The organism is Catellatospora sp. IY07-71, from assembly GCF_018326265.1.
In the GTDB taxonomy this organism is placed as follows: domain Bacteria; phylum Actinomycetota; class Actinomycetes; order Mycobacteriales; family Micromonosporaceae; genus Catellatospora.
Window position 1 is genome coordinate 2,212,933 of the sequence record NZ_AP023360.1, and the last position, 18,068, is coordinate 2,231,000.

The 18,068-nt window shown below is 71.8% G+C and carries 13 protein-coding genes and 1 tRNA gene; 7 read left to right on the forward strand and 7 right to left on the reverse strand.

All coding sequences use genetic code 11. From position 1 onward, the window contains the following. Positions 1-128: 128 nt before the first annotated feature. Together CS0771_RS10090 and CS0771_RS10095 are read left to right on the forward strand one after the other, a co-directional pair. Positions 129-205, forward strand: a tRNA-Met gene (locus CS0771_RS10090). Between the two features lie 60 nt (positions 206-265). Beyond that, the gene (locus tag CS0771_RS10095) at positions 266-616 is read left to right on the forward strand and encodes an iron chaperone (RefSeq protein WP_212840743.1); all 351 of its coding nucleotides are present in this window, start codon (positions 266-268) and stop codon (positions 614-616) included. A 1-nt stretch (position 617) separates the two neighbouring features. Here CS0771_RS10095 and CS0771_RS10100 read toward each other — a convergent pair whose 3' ends face one another. Beyond that, positions 618-3,353, reverse strand: a complete 2,736-nt coding sequence (locus CS0771_RS10100; RefSeq protein WP_212840744.1) for a BTAD domain-containing putative transcriptional regulator — start codon at positions 3,351-3,353, stop codon at positions 618-620. A gap of 246 nt (positions 3,354-3,599) precedes the next feature. On the opposite strand from CS0771_RS10100, the gene recQ reads away from it, so the two are divergent. Next, positions 3,600-5,417, forward strand: coding sequence for a DNA helicase RecQ (recQ, locus tag CS0771_RS10105; protein WP_212840745.1), 1,818 nt, complete (start codon positions 3,600-3,602; stop codon positions 5,415-5,417). 124 nt (positions 5,418-5,541) lie between these two features. Further along, entirely contained in the window at positions 5,542-6,975 is a 1,434-nt protein-coding gene (locus CS0771_RS10110) for a glycoside hydrolase family 76 protein (RefSeq protein WP_212840746.1), read from the forward strand. 120 nt (positions 6,976-7,095) lie between these two features. Here CS0771_RS10110 and CS0771_RS10115 read toward each other — a convergent pair whose 3' ends face one another. Then, entirely contained in the window at positions 7,096-7,989 is an 894-nt protein-coding gene (locus CS0771_RS10115; RefSeq protein WP_212840747.1) for a siderophore-interacting protein, read from the reverse strand. A 159-nt stretch (positions 7,990-8,148) separates the two neighbouring features. Continuing rightward, positions 8,149-9,780 carry an MFS transporter gene (locus CS0771_RS10120; RefSeq protein WP_212840748.1) on the reverse strand — a complete coding sequence of 544 codons (1,632 nt, stop codon included), beginning with the start codon at positions 9,778-9,780 and terminating at the stop codon, positions 8,149-8,151. Positions 9,781-9,897: 117 nt separating this feature from the next. Here CS0771_RS10120 and CS0771_RS10125 point away from each other — a divergent pair, with 117 nt between their 5' ends. Continuing rightward, entirely contained in the window at positions 9,898-10,644 is a 747-nt protein-coding gene (locus tag CS0771_RS10125) for a TetR/AcrR family transcriptional regulator (RefSeq protein ID WP_212840749.1), read from the forward strand. A gap of 30 nt (positions 10,645-10,674) precedes the next feature. Further along, on the forward strand, positions 10,675-12,057 hold the full coding sequence (locus CS0771_RS10130) for a hypothetical protein (RefSeq protein ID WP_212840750.1): 1,383 nt from the start codon (positions 10,675-10,677) through the stop codon (positions 12,055-12,057). Here the strand turns inward: CS0771_RS10130 and CS0771_RS10135 are convergent. From CS0771_RS10135 to CS0771_RS10150, 4 genes are all read right to left on the reverse strand, one after another. Beyond that, entirely contained in the window at positions 11,941-12,498 is a 558-nt protein-coding gene (locus CS0771_RS10135; protein WP_212840751.1) for a hypothetical protein, read from the reverse strand. The genes CS0771_RS10130 and CS0771_RS10135 overlap by 117 nt on opposite strands. Next, positions 12,495-13,070 (reverse strand): hypothetical protein, encoded by a 576-nt coding sequence (locus tag CS0771_RS10140; RefSeq protein WP_212840752.1) that lies wholly within the window; start codon positions 13,068-13,070, stop codon positions 12,495-12,497. The genes CS0771_RS10135 and CS0771_RS10140 overlap by 4 nt, the downstream gene beginning before the upstream one ends. Further along, entirely contained in the window at positions 13,067-13,795 is a 729-nt protein-coding gene (locus CS0771_RS10145) for a hypothetical protein (protein ID WP_212840753.1), read from the reverse strand. Before CS0771_RS10145 ends, CS0771_RS10140 begins: the two co-directional genes overlap by 4 nt. A 71-nt stretch (positions 13,796-13,866) precedes the next feature. Continuing rightward, the gene (locus CS0771_RS10150; RefSeq protein WP_212840754.1) at positions 13,867-14,700 is read right to left on the reverse strand and encodes an aldo/keto reductase; all 834 of its coding nucleotides are present in this window, start codon (positions 14,698-14,700) and stop codon (positions 13,867-13,869) included. 265 nt (positions 14,701-14,965) lie between these two features. Here CS0771_RS10150 and CS0771_RS10155 point away from each other — a divergent pair, with 265 nt between their 5' ends. Next, the gene (locus CS0771_RS10155; RefSeq protein ID WP_371821382.1) at positions 14,966-17,917 is read left to right on the forward strand and encodes a glycoside hydrolase family 48 protein; all 2,952 of its coding nucleotides are present in this window, start codon (positions 14,966-14,968) and stop codon (positions 17,915-17,917) included. The last annotated feature ends 151 nt before the right edge of the window (positions 17,918-18,068 follow it).

Sequence of the window (18,068 nt, forward strand, 5' to 3'; positions counted from 1 at the left end):
TCTCAAAGGAAGGTTGCCAGTCATCGAACACCGTGGAAGCCGTCCTGCCAAGAGGATGCCGTCCACAAATGTGGTTGTTTTAAGGATTGGACACGGTCGACAACGGTGACCTAGTCTGTACCAGCCGACGCGGGGTGGAGCAGCTCGGTAGCTCGCTGGGCTCATAACCCAGAGGTCGTCAGTTCAAATCTGGCCCCCGCTACCACGATCGAGACCCGGTTCCCTCAGGGAGCCGGGTCTCGTGTTTCCGCGGGACAATGGCCGCATGGCAGTGCGGACCATCGACGAGTACATCAGCGCGCAGCCCGAAGCCGTCCGGCCGGTCCTGGAGCGGGTCCGGCAGACGATCCTGGCCGCCGCGCCGCCCGAAGCCGGGCAGACCATCAGCTACGGCATCCCCACGGTCACCCTCGACGACCGCTACCTCGTCTACTTCGCGGGCTGGAAGCACCACATCTCGCTCTACCCGGTGCCCGACGGGGACGAGTCGCTGGAGGCGGCCGTCGCGCCGTACCGGGCGGCCAAGGGCACGCTGCGCTTCCCGCTGCGCGAGGCGATCCCGTACGACGTGATCACCCAGGTGGTGGCGGCCCTGCTGGCGCAGCGCGCCGCGTGACTCAGGGCAGCCGGTTCACCGCGAACCGGCGCTTGGCCAGCTGCTCGCGCAGGCTGTCCGGGCAGCTGCCCGGCCCCTCCGCCAGCACCGTGCGGATGTCGGGGCCGAGCGCGTGCCCGAGCCCGTCGCAGAGCTGCGCCGCCTGCTCCCACAGCGCCTGCGCGGCGGCCCAGTCGGTGGCGGCCGTCGCCGAGGCGAGCAGATCCAGGGCGTACGCCTGCCGCAGCGGGTCGGCCAGCGCCTGCGCCAGCTCCAGCGCCACCCGGGCATGCCGGGCCGCCGCCGTGGTCCGTCCGAGCTGGAGTTCCACCTCGCCCAGCCCGTGGTTCAGGTAGACCATGGTGTGCGTGTCGCCGCTGTACCCGGCCATCTCCAGCCCGCGCCGCATGTGCCCGGCGGCCTCCTCGAACCGGTGGTCGTTGTAGTCGAGGTGCCCCAGGTTCAGCCGCAGCAGGGTCGCGTAACGCGGATCGTCGCCGTAACCGGCCAGGTGCAGGGCTGCGGTGAGGTGCTCGCGGGCGAGCTCGGGCTCGTCGGCTCCGTTGTAGACGCCGCCCAGGTTGATCAGCAGCGGGCCGATGGTCAGCGGGTCGCCGTGCTGCCGGGCCACGGCCAGCCCCTCCTGGTAGTACGCGATCGCCTCGCCGCGCCGGCCGAGCTGCTTGCTGGCCACGCCGAGCCCGTTGAGGATCTTCGCGAGGCCGAGCAGGTGCCCGTCGGCGCGGGCGGAGGCCAGCGCGGTCTGGTATACCTCGTGCCACTCCGCCCAGATCCGGCGCCGGTGGTAGTACGCGAACAGCGCCGTGGCCAGCTGCCACGCCTGCCGGTGCAGGCCCGCGGCGGCCAGCGCGCGCACGGCGGCGGCCAGGCCCGCGCGCTCGGTCTCGAACCAGGCCGTGGCCTGCGCGCGGGAGGTGAACCGCAGCGGGAAGCGCGGGGTGCGCACCTCGACCGGCAGCGGCCCCGCCGCGCGCGGGCTGAGCAGCGGGTACGCCGTGTACGCGGTGTCCAGGTACCAGTCGGCGACCCGGCGCACCGCGTCCGTGCGCGCCTGCGGCGGGTCCTCCGCGGCGGCCCGCTCCAGGGCGTGCAGGCGCACCAGGTCGTGCAGGCGGTAGTCGGTGCCGTCGCGCACCACCAGGTTGCTCCGCGCCAGCGAGGTGAGCAGCGAGTACGTCTCGCCGGGCGAGCGGTCGCAGAGCGCGGCGGCGCTGGCCACGCTGATCACCCGGCCGGGGTGCACCGCAAGCAGCCGCAGCAGCTCGGCGGGGGCGGGCGCCAGGTCGCGGTAGGACTGGTCGAGGATCGCGCGGATGCCGGCGTCGCCGCCGTCGATCTCCAGCGCGGTGAGGCGCCGGTCCTCCGGCACCAGGTCCTGCAGCACCAGATCGATGCCGTGCTGCGGATCGGCCGCCAGCCGGCAGCCGACGATGCGCAGCGCCAGCGGCAGCCGATCGCACAGGTCGGCGATCCGCGCCAGGCGGGTGCCGCGCTCGGCGCCGGCCAGCCGGCCCACCGTGCCCAGCAGCTCCAGCGCCTGCTCCGGAGTCAGCCCGGCGACCCGCAGCAGCCGGGCTCGCTCGTGCACGGCGAGGCTCTCCAGCGCCACCCGGGACACCACCAGCACGGTGACCTCGGGGTCGGCCGGCAGGGCGGCCCGCACCGTGTCCGCGTCGGCGGCGTTGTCCAGGATCAGCAGCGCGCGGCCGGTCAGCTCGCGCAGGTCCGCGGCCGGCCGGGCACCGTCGCGGCCGAGGTCGGCGTGGTACGTGCCGCCGGGGAAGTGCTCCGCGCGCAGGTGCGCCCACCGTACGACCAGCGTCGACTTGCCCGCCCCGCCGACGCCGTGCACGACCGCCAGCCGCGCGCCGGGCGGCGCGTCGAGCAGCTCGTCCAGCCCCGCCTGCTCGCCGGGACGGGGCACGAAGTCGGGGATCGGCGCGGGCAGGTCCCGGGCTCCCACGACGGCCGCGTCGGCGCGGGGCGCGGGCACCGAGAGCAGCGGGTCCTCGCGCAGCACCGAGGTGTGCAGGGCACGCAGCTCGCTGCTCGGCTCGATGCCGGTGCCCGCGATGAGGCGGCTGCGGTAGCGGGCGTACGCGGCGCTCGCGCCCGCGGTCTGGCCGCTGCGGTGCAGGGCCAGCATGTGCAGCGCGGTGAACCGCTCCCGCTCCGGGTGCTCGGCGGCGGCGCGGGCCAGCTCCGGCATCCGCTCGCGGTGCCGGCCCAGCTCCAGCTCGGCCTGCAGCCAGCTCTCCAGCGCGACCAGGCGCAGCTCCTCCAGCTCCTGCCCGACCCGCTCGCGCACCCGCGCCCCGGCGACGTCGGCCAGCACCGGCCCGCGCCACAGGCCGAGCGCCTCCTCCAGCAGCGGGCCGCGCCGCGCCACCGGGGTCGAGCGGTGCACCGCCTGCGCCACCAGCGAGCGGAAGCGGTGCGCGTCGACCCGGTCGTCGCCGACGCTCACCGCGTAGCCGGTGCCCTCGGTGCGCAGCACGGGCGCGTCCGGGTACGCCGCGAGCTGGGCGCGCAGCCTGGCCACGTGCGCCTGCACGGCGCGGCGGGCCTTGGCCGGCGGCTCGCCGTCCCAGAGCAGGTCGATCAGGCGGTCCATCGGGATGGCCCGGCCGGGCTCCAGCAGCAGCAGGGCCAGCAGGCAGCGTTCCCGGCGGCGTCCCAGCGGCACCGGCGCGTCGCCGGACTCCACGCGGAACGGTCCCAGCACCCGGAACTGCATGGGCTGCATGATAACGAGGCCCCGCCCGTGGCAACCCGGTGGCAACAGCACGGCAGTTCGCACGTGCGAATCTGGTACCCGACCGGCCAGGGCTGCCGGCCGTGCCTACGGGGGTGGGCAGATCTCATGCTGCCCGAGGCAGGAGGGCTCAGGCCGAGGCACCGGCCTGAGCCCTTCGTCATGCCGGGCGCCTCTCTCACCGGCTCCGGCATGCAATCCGTGCGCCGCGGTCCCTAGGATCGACGGGTGCATGACGCATCCGAGGTGTTGAGCAGGATCTTCGGCTACGACTCGTTCCGCGGCGAGCAGCAGGAGATCATCGATCACGTGGTGGGCGGTGGGGACGCCCTGGTGCTCATGCCCACCGGCGGCGGCAAGTCGCTGTGCTACCAGATCCCCGCGCTGGTGCGGCCCGGGGTCGGGGTCGTGATCTCCCCGCTCATCGCGCTGATGCAGGACCAGGTCGACGCGCTGCAGGCGCTGGGCGTGCGGGCCGGCTTCCTCAACTCGACCCTCAGCATCGACGAGCGGCAGCTGGTCGAGGCCGAGTTCCTGGCCGGCGAGCTGGACCTGCTCTACCTCGCGCCGGAAGGGCTGAGCAGCGGCTCGGCCATGCGCCTGCTGGAGCGCGGCAAGATCTCGCTGTTCGCGATCGACGAGGCGCACTGCGTGTCGCAGTGGGGCCACGACTTCCGCCCCGACTACCTGGCCCTGTCGGTGCTGCACGAGCGCTGGCCGGACGTGCCGCGCATCGCGCTCACCGCCACCGCGACCACGGCCACCCGCCGGGAGATCGCGCAGCGGCTGGAGCTGACCGGCGCCCGGCACTTCGTGTCGAGCTTCGACCGCCCCAACATCCAGTACCGCATCGTCCCGAAGAACGACCCGAAGAAGCAGCTGCTGGAGCTGCTGCGCACCGAGCACGCCGGGGACGCGGGCATCGTCTACTGCCTGTCCCGGGCGTCCGTGGAGAAGACCGCCGAGTTCCTGGTGCAGCAGGGCATCGAGGCGCTGCCCTATCACGCGGGCCTGGACGCGGGCACCCGCGCCGCCAACCAGTCCCGCTTCCTGCGCGAGGACGGCCTGGTCATGGTCGCCACCATCGCCTTCGGCATGGGCATCGACAAGCCGGATGTGCGCTTCGTCGCGCACCTGGACCTGCCCAAGTCGGTCGAGGGCTACTACCAGGAGACCGGCCGCGCCGGCCGCGACGGCCAGCCCTCGACGGCCTGGCTGGCGTACGGGCTGCAGGACGTGGTGCAGCAGCGCAAGATGATCGACAGCTCGGCCGGCGACGCGGCGTACCGCCGGGGCCTGGCCGCGCACCTGGACGCGATGCTGGCGCTGTGCGAGACGGTGCAGTGCCGGCGCGTGCAGCTGCTGAACTACTTCGGCCAGACCGCCGAGCCGTGCGGCAACTGCGACACCTGCCTGAACCCGCCGGAGCAGTGGGACGGCACGGTGCCCGCGCAGAAGCTGCTGTCCACCGTGCTGCGGCTGCAACGCGAGCGCAACCAGCGCTTCGGCGCCGGGCAGTCGATCGACATCCTGCTCGGCCGCCGCACCGACAAGGTGGCCCAGCACCGCCACGATGAGCTGACCGTGTTCGGCATCGGCACCGAGCTGCAGGAGTCGGAGTGGCGCGGCGTGGTGCGCCAGCTGCTCGCCCAGGGGCTGCTCGCGGTGCAGGGCGAGCACGGCACGCTCGCGCTGACCGACGCCAGCGCCGACGTGCTGGGCCGCAAGCGGCAGGTGATGATGCGCCGCGAGCCGGAGCGCCCCGCGCGCAGCTCGGGCTCGTCGCGGAAGGCGGCCGCCGCGACGGCCGTGGCGGAGCTGCCGGCCGAGGCGCAGCCGCTGTTCGAGCGGCTGCGTGCCTGGCGGGCGGCGACGGCGAAGGAGCAGGGCGTCCCGGCGTACGTCGTGTTCCACGACGCGACCCTGCGCGAGATCGCCGCCCAGGCGCCGGACTCGCTGGCCAAGCTCCGCCTGATCAGCGGCGTCGGCGAGAACAAGCTCGCCAAGTACGGCGACGGCATCCTCGAGGTCCTCGCCGAGGGCTGAGCCGCGCCGCCGGGTAGAGGGTTGGCACTCCATCGACGTTGACGAAATTGTAAACCTCCTGTTTCATGGGTCGTGATGAGAGCGCTCTCCTGCCTCAAGTAATGACTCTGAGCAGGAGGTTCACATGCGTCTACCGGCACGTCTCATAGCCGCCGGGCTCGCCGTCGCGGGCCTGGTGGCCGGGCCGCTGGCGACGGCGGCCACCGCGGCGCCCGTCTGCAACCGCTACTGCGACGGGCGCGACCCGGCGCTGTCGCCGGGCGATCGCGCCCCGGTCAGCGCGACCGTCTGGGGCCGCCAGATCGTGCTGCACTTCGACGACGCCGACGCGATGGGCTGGGCGAGCATCGGCAACGGCAACCCGGGCGACCGGGTCTGGCTCGACCGCTCCTTCGACGGCGGGCGCACCTGGACCGGCCTGCTCGGCGACACCGCCGTCCCGGCCGGGCAGCGCGGCTGGCGCACAGGCATGTACAACGTGGACGACTGGGCGGCGCTGGGCGTCGGCGCGCTGCGCGCCTGCGGCAAGGCCGGCGACCGGCCCGAGATCGCCTGCACGGCCTGGGCCCGCACCACCTGGAACGCGGGCAACCGGCGCACCGCGGCGGCCACCGGCCTGATGACGTCGTACAGCCTGAGCACCGGGCTGTTCAGCACGACCGGCTGGTGGAACTCGGCCAACGCGCTCACCGCGCTGATCGACAACATCCGGCTCACCGGCATGGGCAGCTACCGCTACGCCATCGCGCGCACCTACGACCTGAACGTCAACTCGCGGCTCGGCCACTTCCGCAACGAGTACCTCGACGACACCGGCTGGTGGGCGCTGGCCTGGCTCGCCGCGTACGACCTCACCGGCGAGACCCGTTACCTGACCACGGCCCGGATCGCGGCCGACCACATGGCGGCGTACTGGGACGGCGTCTGCGGCGGCGGCATCTGGTGGAGCACCGCCCGCACCTACAAGAACGCCATCTCCAACAGCCTCTACCTGCACGTCAACGCCGCACTGCACAACCGGCTGCCCGGCGACACGGTGTACCTGCAGCGGGCCCGCGCCGAGTGGACCTGGTTCCAGGGCACTGGCATGATCAACGCATTATCGCTGATCAACGACGGCATCAGCCTGTCCACCTGCCGCAACAACGGGCAGGCGGTGTGGTCGTACAACCAGGGCGTGCCCCTGGGCGGCCTCGTCGAACTCTGGCGCGCCACCGGCGACAACAGCCTGCTCACCACCGCCCGCCGCCTCGCCGACGCCTCCACCACCACGACCCAGCTCCACCTCAACGGCATCCTGCGCGACCCCTGCGAGAACGGCGACTGCGGCGCCGACGGCCCCTCCTTCAAGGGCCCCTACGCCCGCGGCCTGGGCGTCCTCAACAACACCCTCCCCGACCGTCCCTACACGGCCTACCTGCGCCGCCAGGCCGACACCGCTTACGCCGCCGACCGCACCCCGCTCGACCTCTACGGCCTGCGCTGGTCCGGCCCCGTCGACAAACTCGACGCCGCCCGCCAGCACTCCGCCCTGGACCTCATGAACGCCACCCCGTGACCCACCGCCCCACCCCGGCGATCTTGCGTGAACTGTGGGTACGACACGCCCATATAGGACAAAGTCCTAACAGTTCACGCAAGATCGTCGCGATCTTGGGGTGGGGAGGGAGGGCGGGGGTCAGGCGTCTTCGGTGCGGCCTTGGCGCCAGTAGCCCATGAAGGCGACGGACCTGCGGTCCAGGCCGCGGTCGGAGACGAGGTGGCGGCGCAGGGTGCGGATGACGGCGGCCTCGCCGGCGAGCCAGGCGTAGAGGGCGCCGGTGGTGCTGGTCTCGGGGACCTCCCACAGGATGTCGTTGTCCACGTCGACGTCCTCGACGGCGACGGCCGCGCCGGGAACCGGGACGAGCCAGGCGGCGGCCTCCTGTACGGCGGGCACCAGCAGGCTGCCGTGCGGCAGGTCCTCGCGGGGCAGCCAGCGCACGTCCACCCCGGCGGGGGCTTTCAGGGTGAGCGCGTCGGCGGCGTACGGCACCTCCAGCAGCGCCGCGCCCCGGGTGTCGGCGGGCAGCCGCTCCAGGATCGCCGCGATCGCGGGCACGGCCGTCTCGTCGCCGGCCAGCAGCACCGGCACGCCCGGCGCGGGCGCGACGAACTCGACGCCGCCGTGCGGCCCGGGGTGCGCCGCGTTCGGTCCCATCAGCACGATCCGGTCACCCGGTTTGGCAGCGCGAGCCCAGCGGGAGGCCGGACCGGCGTCGCCGTGCAGCGCCACGTCCACGTCGACCTCACCGACCCCGGCGCGCACCTGGCGGGCGGTGTAGGTGCGGATCGGGTTGCGCTTCTCCTCGGGGGTGCCGCGCCAGATCGTGTACCAGTCCGGGCCGCGGTCCAGCGCGTCGAAGCCTCCGTCCGGCGCGGGCAGCACCAGCTTGAGCCGCAGGTCGTACCCGCAGTCCGCGAAGTCGGCCAGCTCCGCCCCGCTGAAGGTGAACCGCGTGAACGTGGGCGTGAGCGGGCTGACGGTCTTCACCTCGACGCTGAACAGCCGCCAGCTCATAGTCGTCGTCATAATCGCGCCCTCCCGAACACCAGCCGTGGAGCCCTAGATTAGGTTAGCCTTACCTCCCTGTGTCAACCGCCCCCTCTATCGCGTCGATCTTGCGTGAACTGTGGGTACGACACGCCCAGATAGGACGAATACCTAACAGTCCACGCAAGATCAACGTGATCATGGCTGAGGTGCGGGGTCCGCGGCGGCGGCGACCGGGGTGCCGGCGGGGTCGGCGGGAGCGGCGGGGTCGGCGGAGCAGGGTTGGCGGGGCCGGGTGGGGTCGGCGGCTGTGGCGGCGGGGGTGGTGCGCTCGCGGAGGGTGATCAGGGCGACGGCGGCGGCGGTGGCCATGATCAGGGCGGCGCCGATCGCGGCGGCATGGAGGCCGTCGACGAAGGCCGCACGGGCGGCGGTCAGCACGGCCGTGCCGGCCTCGCCGGGAAGCGCGGCGGAGACGGCGGCCGCTCCGGCGAGGGTTTCGCGGGCGGCGGCGGTGGCCTCGGCGGGCAGTCCCGTGGGGAGGTCGAGGCCGGCGCGGTAGACGGCGGTGCCGAGGCTGCCGAGCACCGCCATGCCCAGCGCGCCGCCGAACTCCGACGAGGTCTCGGAGAGCGCGGACGCGGCCCCGGCTCGTTCCGGCGGGGCGGCCCAGAGGATCAGCTCGGTGCTCAGGGCCATCACCACGATGAGCCCGGCCGCGTAGCAGGCGGAGCAGGCGATCAGGGTCCACAACGGGGTGTCGACGCCGACCGTGAGCATCAGGGCGAAGCCGGTGGCGGCCAGGCCGAACCCTGCCGCGATCAGGTGCGAGCGGGGCACGCCGCGCTGGGCGAGGTTGGTGGCCAGGGGTGCGACGCCGCCGATGAGCAGCGACGGCACCAGGCTCCACAGGGCGGCTTCCAGCGGGGTCATGCCCCACACCGTCTGCAGCAGCTGGGTCGCGAAGATGGCGAAGCCGACCAGCCCGAACATGGCGAGCAGGTTGATGGCGACCGCGCCGCTGAACGAGCGGCGGCGGAACAGCGCCAGGTCGATCATCGGGTATGCCGAGGTCCGCTGGCGGTGCAGGAACACCGCGCCCACGGCCAGGCCCGTCACGATCGAGGCACCGGCGAGCGCGCCGTCGCCCTCGGCGGCGAGCTCCTTGACGCCCCAGATCGCGGGCAGCACGGCGGCCAGCGACAGGGCCGCGCCGAGCAGGTCGAAGTGCCCCTCGGTGAGCCGGGGCGACTCGGGCACCAGCACCGGCACGAGCCCGACCAGCAGCAGCATGAACGGCACGTTGATCAGGAAGACCGAGCCCCACCAGAAGTGCTCCAGCAGGAATCCGCTGAGGATCGGCCCGAGCGCGACGCCGAAGGTGAGCGCGGCGGTCCAGATCGCGATCGCGGTGGCGCGCTGCTTCGCGTCGTGGAACATGTTGCGGATCAGCGCCAGCGTGGACGGCATCAGCGTGGCGCCGCCGATGCCGAGCAGGGCCCGGGTGGCGATGAGCGCCTCGGCGCTGCCCGCGTACGCCGCGGCGGCGGAGGTGAGGCCGAACGCCGCCGCGCCGATCATCAGCAGCTTGCGGCGCCCGATGCGGTCGCCCAGCGCGCCCATGGTGATCAGAAGCCCGGCCAGCACGAAGCCGTAGATGTCGAAGATCCACAGTTGCTGGGTGGCGGTGGGGGCCAGGTCGGCGCTGATGAACGGGACGGCGAAGTAGAGCACCGAGACGTCCATGGAGACCAGCAGCAGAGGCAGGAGCAGCACGGCTAGGCCGGTCCACTCCCGGCGTCCGGCGAGGGGCGGGCTTTGCTCGTTCATCGAGGGGCCACCTTCTGTGTACGCGATACGCGCTTCTGTGTATGTCATACGCTGTTCTGTGTACGTTATACGCGGTACTAGGATGAGCAGTCAAGACGCGAAGAGCAGGAGTGAGCCTTGGAGCTGGACGGCGCTGCGGTGCCGGCGAATCTCGCCGCGGCCTGGGGGTTGCGCGAGCGCCCCGGCAAGGGGCCGAAACCCGGCCTGACGCTGGACGGTATCGTGCGCGCCGGCATCCGGGTGGCCGCCGCCGACGGCATCGGCGCGGTCTCCATGAGCCGGGTCGCCGCCGAGGCGGGCGCGTCCACGATGGCGCTCTACCGCTACGTGCGAGCCAAGGACGAGCTGCTCGAACTCATGGTGGACACGGCCATCGGCGACCCGCCGGCCATCGACGCGGCCGCCGGCTGGCGCGCCGGGCTGCTGGCCTGGGCGACCGCCTGTCATGAGGTCTACCTACGCCACTCGTGGATGCTGCGGGTGCCGATCAGCGGCCCGCCCGCCACCCCGCACCAGCTCGCGTGGATGGACGCGGGGCTTGCCGTCCTGGCCGGGACGCGGCTGCCCGAGGAGGGCAAACTCTCCGTGATCCTGCTGCTCAGCGGGTACATCCGCAACGAGGCCAGCACCGCGACGGACATGCTGAACGCGGTGCGGGCGGCGGACACCTCGCTGGACGAGGCGATCGGCGCCTACGGCAGGCTGCTCAAGCTGCTCGTCGATCCGGCCCGCTTCCCGGCGCTGGGCAGGGTGCTGGCCGCGGGCGTGTTCGACAAGCCCGAGGAGGGCTACGACGAGTTCGAGTTCGGGCTGGACCGGATCCTCGACGGTGTGGGGCTCCACATCGAACAGGCGGGCGGCTGACCGGGACGGACAGACGGTACGGTCTTCGACGTGACGGACATCCCCTCCCCGGTCACGGTCGTGACGCCGCCCAAGCACGGCCTGGTCTGGTCGCTGCGGCACCTCGCGGCGGTGCTGCGGACCACCGGCGCGCTGCTGCTGCGGCACTGGCCGGTGCTGTTCGCCCTGATCTTCGCCGCTTTCGCGGTGCGGCGCGGCATGATCATCGTTGCGGTCCAGGCCAGCAAGCTCGGCGGCGTCTACGGCTTCCTGGTGTTCGCGCTGGTGCCGGTCGTGGTGATGACCGCGCTGGTGCTGATGATGCGCACGCTGTCCCGCTCGCTCCCCGCGCTGACCGGCGACGGTGAGCCGGGGGAGCGGTTCCGGCTGCTGGCGAACACCGCCAGCGTGCTGCTGCCGTTCGTCGCGGTGTACGCGTCGTTCGACTACTTCACCGAGGACCGCAACAACTACATCTACGAGGTGTTCCGGGACGAGACGCTGGCCAATCCCGACACGTTCCTCAACCCGTCGGCGGTGAACGTCGAGGAGCGCCTGCCGTTCGAGCTGAACGCGACCCTGGTCACGGTGGTCGTGGTGGCCATGGTGCTGCGATTCGTGCTCGGCCTGCTGGCCAAGCGCCTGTGGGACTGGGTCAACTTCGTCCGGGCGTACCTGGAGGTGCTGTCGATCACCCTGGTGGTGGTGTTCCTGAGCGGGCTCACCGACAAGGTCATGCCGTTCCTGGAGCAGCGCCGGTTCTACCAGTGGTGGCTGGAGACCTGGGCCGCGGTGGTCGGCCTGCTCGGGCCGCTGGAGCAGCCGGCCCGGATCGCCGGGCGTTTCGCGGTCGACCTGGCCGCCTCCGTGGACACCGTGCTCGTCGTCCCGGTGGCCTGGCTCTTCATCGCCACCACCGTGTACGGCATGAAGGACCCGCCGCTGACCGAGAAGGAGGTGCAGCGGGCGCGTCGCGCGGCGCGGCGCTGGTCGCGGATGCCCATGCCGGTGCGCCGGCTCGCCAAGGGCGGCACCGCCGACATGCGCGAGGCGATGAGCCCGCTGGCCCGGTCCTACCGGCTGGTGGCGTACGCCGGCATGGTGCCCATCCTGCTGTTCTGCCTGCTCTTCGTGTGCACCCAGGGGCTGCCGCTCTGGCTGTGGGAGCTGGAGCGCGTCATCATCGGCCCGCGGCAGCTCGACACCTGGTGGGTGCCGCTGTCCGGGCCGCTGTCCGCGATCAACGAGTCGATCACCATGGTGCTGCAGCTGTGCCTGGTCGCCGCGGCGGTGGACCGGGTGCTGCGGGTCAGCGGCTCAGCGGCCGAGGCGGGCGTACCGGGTCAGGTCGACCGTGCCGAAGGTGACGCGCACCGCGACGGGCTCGGCGTCGGCGGGCGTGACGAAGTAGGCGGCAGCCTGGTGCCGGCCTGACGCGGCCGGGACCGGGCTGTCCTCGGCCGCGCAGGTGGCCCGGTCCGCGTCGGCGCGCAGCAGCTCGTCGGGCCGGTCTTCGTACACCCGGCCCGCCGCGTCCTCCAGCCGCACCGAGCAGAACGGCACCTCGGCCCCGGACGGCTGGATCTCGAACACGGCCCGCCAGGCGGTCACGCCCTCCGGCACCGTGAACGGCTGCCCGCCGAAGCGCTTGAGATCGGTGGCGGGCACGATCTCGACCAGGCGCAGCCGCATCCCGCCGAAGTCGACCCAGCCGTCAGCAGCCGCTGCGACCGGCTGCGGCTCGCGCTGCTGCCAGTTGTCGAGATCGATGTACACCGAGCCGTAGAGCATCGCCGCGAAGGCGGGCAGCACCACGACCAGGCCCCACACGTTGCGCCGCCACCAGCCGCGGCCGAGCGCGTCCGGGCCCCTCACTTCGCGACCCGGGGTGCCAGGACCTCGGTGGAGGCAGGGGTGTCCAGCGCCGCTCGCACGTCGCCGATGGGCAGCGGGATCTCGGCCATCGAGTCCATCCGGTGGTCGACGAAGGTGGAGGCCAGCAGCAGGGTCAGCGTGCCGGTCGAGGTGGCGGGCACCTCCAGCGCGATCTCACCCTCGACCGCGATGCCGGGCTGGAGGCGGCGGCCGCCCGCGACGAGCGTCTGCTCGAAGCGGTCGGTCACCTCGTAGACCCGGCCCGCGGCGTCGCGGATGGCGGCGTACTGGATGCTCGTCACCTCACGGCGCGCGGTCAGCCGCAGCTTGACCACGATCCACACGCCCTGCGTGGTCAGGACCGCGCTGCCGATCTTCAACTCGGCGGCGCAGCGCACCGCGCCGACCCGCACGGTGAACTCGCGCGCGGACACGTCGGTGCCGAACTCGCCCGTGACCGGGAACGGGCGCAGCTGCTCGTTGCGGTCGGGCAGGGCGCTGGTCACGGCATGCCCGGCGGCGAGCACCGCGATCACGAAGGCGGCCGCGCCCAGGCGGCGGAGCAGGCTCACGGGGTGGCCCGCGCGCTCGGCGAGGCGGTCCGCGGCGAGCGGGTGGGCTTCGGCGACGTGCTCGGCTTCGGGGCGACCGACGCGCTGGGCCGCGGCGAGGCGCTGGGCGAGGCGGGCGCCCGGTTGTCGATCACCGGGATGGTGACCCGGCCGGCGACCTCGTCGTCGTCCATCCATTTGGCCTCATGGCTGAGCGAGTCCTCCCGGTAGGTGCGCGCCTGGACCAGCACGGTGACGCTGGTGGGCAGCGGCGCGTCGCCGTCCTGCTCCCAGAAGAAGACGACCTTCTCGGGCATGTTCGGGTGCAGCCGCCGGATCACCCGCTTGTCCCGGTCGAGCGCCATGTCGTAGGGCTCCTCGGTCAGCAGCCCCTCCACTCCGGACAGGCGCAGGATCTGCTTGGTGAGTGTGATCGACTCGTGCGCGGTGATGGTGACGTTCGCGATGACGTACACCCAGCGGTTGTTCTCGTCCTGGCGGCGCAGCGGCGGCATGTCGCCGGCCACCTTCGCCTCGAGGACCTCGACCCGCCACGGCCCGCCGCCGATCGCGGTGCCCGCGGTGTGCTGCGGCTCCGGTGCGGCGGGCACCGTCTCCCACCCGCCGAACAGGCCGGAGATCCCCAGCGCCAGCACCACGATGATCATGCGCAGCCGCGGCGCCGCGGTGTCCAGCAGCCCTCTGCCCAGCCTGCGGCTCAACGAGCCGCGCCCCGTCACCGACACAGCGGCGAGCATACGAGACGGACGCCGTCGGTCCCAATCGAACCTGCGGCGTCCGTCGCGAGTGGACCGGCTCAGCCCATCCAGGCGAAGGTCGCCGGGTCGGGGCCGATCCGGGCACCGGTGTCCAGCGTGGACAGCGCGGCCATGTCCTCGTCGTCCAGGGTGAAGTCGAAGACGGCGAGGTTCTCCGCGATCCGTGACGGGGTGACCGACTTGGGGATGACCACGTTGCCGAGCTGGAGGTGCCAGCGCAGCACCACCTGCGCCGGGGTCCGGCCGTGCTTGGCCGCGACGGTCGCCAGCGCCGGCTCGTCGAGCAGGCCCTTGCCCTGGCCGAGCGGGCTCCACGCCTCGGTCGCGATGTCGTGCACCGCGTGCAGCTTGCGCAGCTCCTCCTGAGTGAAGCGGGGGTGCAGCTCGATCTGGTTCACCGCGGGCACCACCTCGAACTCGTCCAGCAGGCGGCTCATGGTCTGCACGGTGAAGTTGGAGACGCCGATGGCGCGCACCCGCTGGTCGGCGTACAGCTTCTCCAGCGCGCGCCAGGCCTCGGTGTAGCGGTCCTGCGACGGCACCGGCCAGTGGATCAGGTACAGGTCCAGGTAGTCCAGGCCCAGCTTGGCCAGGCTCTCGTCGAACGCGCGCAGCGCCCGGTCGTACTCGTGCTCGGTGTTCCAGAGCTTCGTGGTGACGAACAGTTCCTCGCGGGGCACGCCGGCGGCCCGGATGGCGCGGCCGACCCCCTCCTCGTTGAAGTAGATCTTGGCGGTGTCGATGCTGCGGTAGCCCGACTCCAGGGCCGTGATCACGGCCTTCTCCGCCGTATCGTCGTCGACCTGCCACACGCCGAACCCGAGCTGGGGCATCCGCACCCCGTTATTGAGCGTCACATCGGAAACGATCATGTCTCCATTCTTCCAGCGCCCCTGCCGCCGCCCCGGCGCAACACCTAAAGAGTGACGACCGAAGGCGTTGATCGAGGTCAGTGAGGTCTTGCTATGGAAGCGCTCCCATGCAAGACTGATCAGAATTCGCGACCGGGAGCCATCGTCGCGCGACACGGCACGTCAGGGCACGGACGAGCCGCTTCGCACCATCGCCGTCGTCGATCGACGGCGCGAAAGGTTTCCCCGCCGGGCCCGATCCCGGCGCATTCGCGAGGAGTTCATCTTGTTGCACACACTGCGGCGTTCCCGCCACAGAATCCTGCGGCGCTCCGGCGCCGTCGCCACCGCGGCGCTCGTCGCCGTCGGCGGCCTGGTGGTGGCGGCGAGCCCGGCCCAGGCCGCAGTCGCCTGCGAGGTCGTATACACCGCCAACCCGTGGACCGAGGGCGCCGGCACCGGCGGCTTCACCGCCAACCTCACCCTGAAGAACCTGGGCGACCCGTGGACGAGCTGGTCGCTCGGCTTCACGCTGCCGTCCGGCCAGTCGATCACGCTGCCCGGCTGGTCGGCCAACTACACCGCGTCCGGCCAGAACATCACCGCGACGAACCTCAACTACAACGGCAACGTCGGCACCGGCAGTTCGACCGGCATCGGCTTCAACGGCCGCTGGAGCGGCACCTACTCGTCGCCGACGTCGTTCACCATCAACGGCACCCCGTGCACCGGGGCCAACCCGGCGCCGACCGTGAGCATCACGTCGCCGGCCAACAACACGCACTTCACCGCGCCGGCCTCGTTCACCATCGCGGCGACCGCGGCGGACACCGCGCCCGGCACCGTGTCGAAGGTCGAGTTCTACCGTGACGGGCTGCTGCTCGGCTCGGACACCGCGTCCCCGTACACCTGGGACGTCTCGGCGCTGCCGGTGGGCACGTACGTGTTCCAGGCCAAGGCGACCGACAACGGCGGCGCCACCGCCACCGCCAGCACCACCGTCGTGGTCGACGCCTCCGTCGCCCCGAAGGTGCTGGTCAACGGGGCGAGCGCGGCCGCGGTGAGCGTGCCCGAGGGCGGCACCAACACGGTCAAGGTGAAGCTGTCGGCCGCGCCCACGGCGAACGTGACCGTGGCGGTCGCCCGCACCGCCGGTGACACCGACGTGACCGTCTCCACCGGTGCGACGCTGACGTTCACCCCGGCCAACTACGGCACCGAGCAGACGGTGACCCTGGCCGCGGCGCAGGACGCGGACAACACCTCCGGCACCGCCACGATCACGGCCAGCGCGACCGGGCACGACCCGGGCGTGGTCACCGCGACCGAGGCCGACGACGAGGTCAACGTCTACACCCAGCGCTTCATCGACCAGTACAACAAGATCAAGAACACGGCCAACGGGTACTTCTCGCCCGAGGGTGTGCCGTACCACTCGATCGAGACGCTGATCGTCGAGGCGCCGGACTACGGCCACGAGACCACCAGCGAGGCGTTCTCGTACTGGCTGTGGCTGGAGGCCTACTACGGCCGCTTCACGCAGGACTGGACGAAGTTCAACCAGGCCTGGACCGTGATGGAGCAGTACATCATCCCGTCGGCGACCGACCAGCCCAACGCGGGCGTGGCCGGCACCCCGCAGTACGCGGCCGAGTCGCTCAACCCGGCCGACTACCCGGCGCAGCTGCAGCCCAGCGTGTCCGTCGGTGCCGACCCGCTGCGCAGCGAGCTGACCAGCACCTACGGCAACGGCAACATCTACGGCATGCACTGGCTGCTGGACGTCGACAACAAGTACGGCTTCGGCCGCTGCGGCAACGGCACCACGCGCCCGGCGTACATCAACACCTTCCAGCGGGGTCCGCAGGAGTCGGTGTGGGAGACCATCCCGCAGCCGAGCTGTGACAACCTCGCCTTCGGCGGCCCCAACGGCTACCTGGACCTGTTCGTCAAGGAGTCCAGCGCGCCCGCGCCGCAGTGGAAGTACACCAACGCGCCCGACGCCGACGCCCGCGCCATCGAGGCGGCCTACTGGGCGCTGACCTGGGCCACCGAGCAGGGCAAGCAGTCGCAGATCACGTCCACCATCGCCAAGGCCGCGAAGATGGGCGACTACCTGCGCTACGCCATGTTCGACAAGTACTTCAAGAAGATCGGCAACTGCGTCGGCGCGACCACCTGCGCCGCCGGCACCGGCCGTGACTCGATGCACTACCTGATGTCCTGGTACTACGCCTGGGGCGGCGGTCTCACCTCCGCCTGGTCGTGGCGCATCGGCTCCAGCCACAACCACTTCGGCTACCAGAACCCGATGGCGGCGTACGCCCTGGCGAACGTCCCCGCCCTGAAGCCGCAGTCGCCGACCGCCAACGCGGACTGGACCAACAGCTTCAACCGGCAGCTCGAGTTCTACCAGTGGCTGCAGTCGGCCGAGGGCGGCATCGCCGGCGGCGCGACCAACAGCTGGAACGGCAACTACGGCCAGCCCCCGTCGGGCACGCCGACGTTCTACGGCATGTTCTACGACGAGAAGCCGGTCTACCACGACCCGCCGTCGAACCAGTGGTTCGGCATGCAGGTCTGGTCGATGGGCCGCATCGCCGAGCTGTACTACGCCACCGGCAACACCAAGGCCAAGGCGCTGCTCGACAAGTGGGTGCCGTGGGCGATCGCCAACACCACGGTGAGCGGCACGAACTTCGCCGTCCCGTCCGAGCTGGCCTGGACCGGCGCCCCGGCCACCTGGAACCCGTCCAGCCCGGCGGCCAACACCAACCTGCACGTGTCGGTGATCAGCACCGGCCAGGACGTCGGCGTCACCGCGTCGCTCGCCCGCGCCCTGCTGTTCTACGCGGCCAAGTCCGGCAACGCCGCTGCCAAGACCACGGGCAAGGGCCTGATCGACGCCCTGTACGCCAAGGCCGAGAGCAAGGGCGTGTCGACCGTGGAGACCCGCGGCGACTACCGCCGGTTCGACGACACCTACAACACCTCCACCGGCCAGGGCATCTACGTCCCGTCCGGCTGGACGGGCGACATGCCCAACGGTGACGTGATCACCGCGGGCAAGTCGTTCATCGACATCCGCTCCTGGTACAAGCAGGACCCGGAGTGGTCGAAGGTCCAGACGTACCTCGACGGCGGCGCCGAGCCGCAGTTCACGTACCACCGCTTCTGGGCCCAGAGCGACGTGGCGATGGCCTTCGCCGACTTCGCCGCCCTGTTCCCCAACGGCTGATCCTCTCTCAGCCACCCCTCAGGCGGGCGCCCCTCCCGGGGCGCCCGCCCCTTTCTTTCTGCGTCGATCATGAACTTATGGACGTGTTCAACGGCGTGCCGCCACCCTAACTTCATGATCATCTAGGAGTTGGGTGAATCTAGAAGAGTTG

Bases quoted from the DNA above. Each gene is read 5' to 3' on its own strand.
- CS0771_RS10115 (WP_212840747.1), bottom strand. From the start codon at position 7,989: ATGACGACGACTATGAGCTGGCGGCTGTTCAGCGTCGAGGTGAAGACC.
- CS0771_RS10120 (WP_212840748.1), bottom strand. From the start codon at position 9,780: ATGAACGAGCAAAGCCCGCCCCTCGCCGGACGCCGGGAGTGGACCGGC.
- CS0771_RS10110 (WP_212840746.1), top strand. From the start codon at position 5,542: ATGCGTCTACCGGCACGTCTCATAGCCGCCGGGCTCGCCGTCGCGGGC.
- CS0771_RS10100 (WP_212840744.1), bottom strand. From the start codon at position 3,353: ATGCAGTTCCGGGTGCTGGGACCGTTCCGCGTGGAGTCCGGCGACGCG.
- CS0771_RS10150 (WP_212840754.1), bottom strand. From the start codon at position 14,700: ATGATCGTTTCCGATGTGACGCTCAATAACGGGGTGCGGATGCCCCAG.
- CS0771_RS10095 (WP_212840743.1), top strand. From the start codon at position 266: ATGGCAGTGCGGACCATCGACGAGTACATCAGCGCGCAGCCCGAAGCC.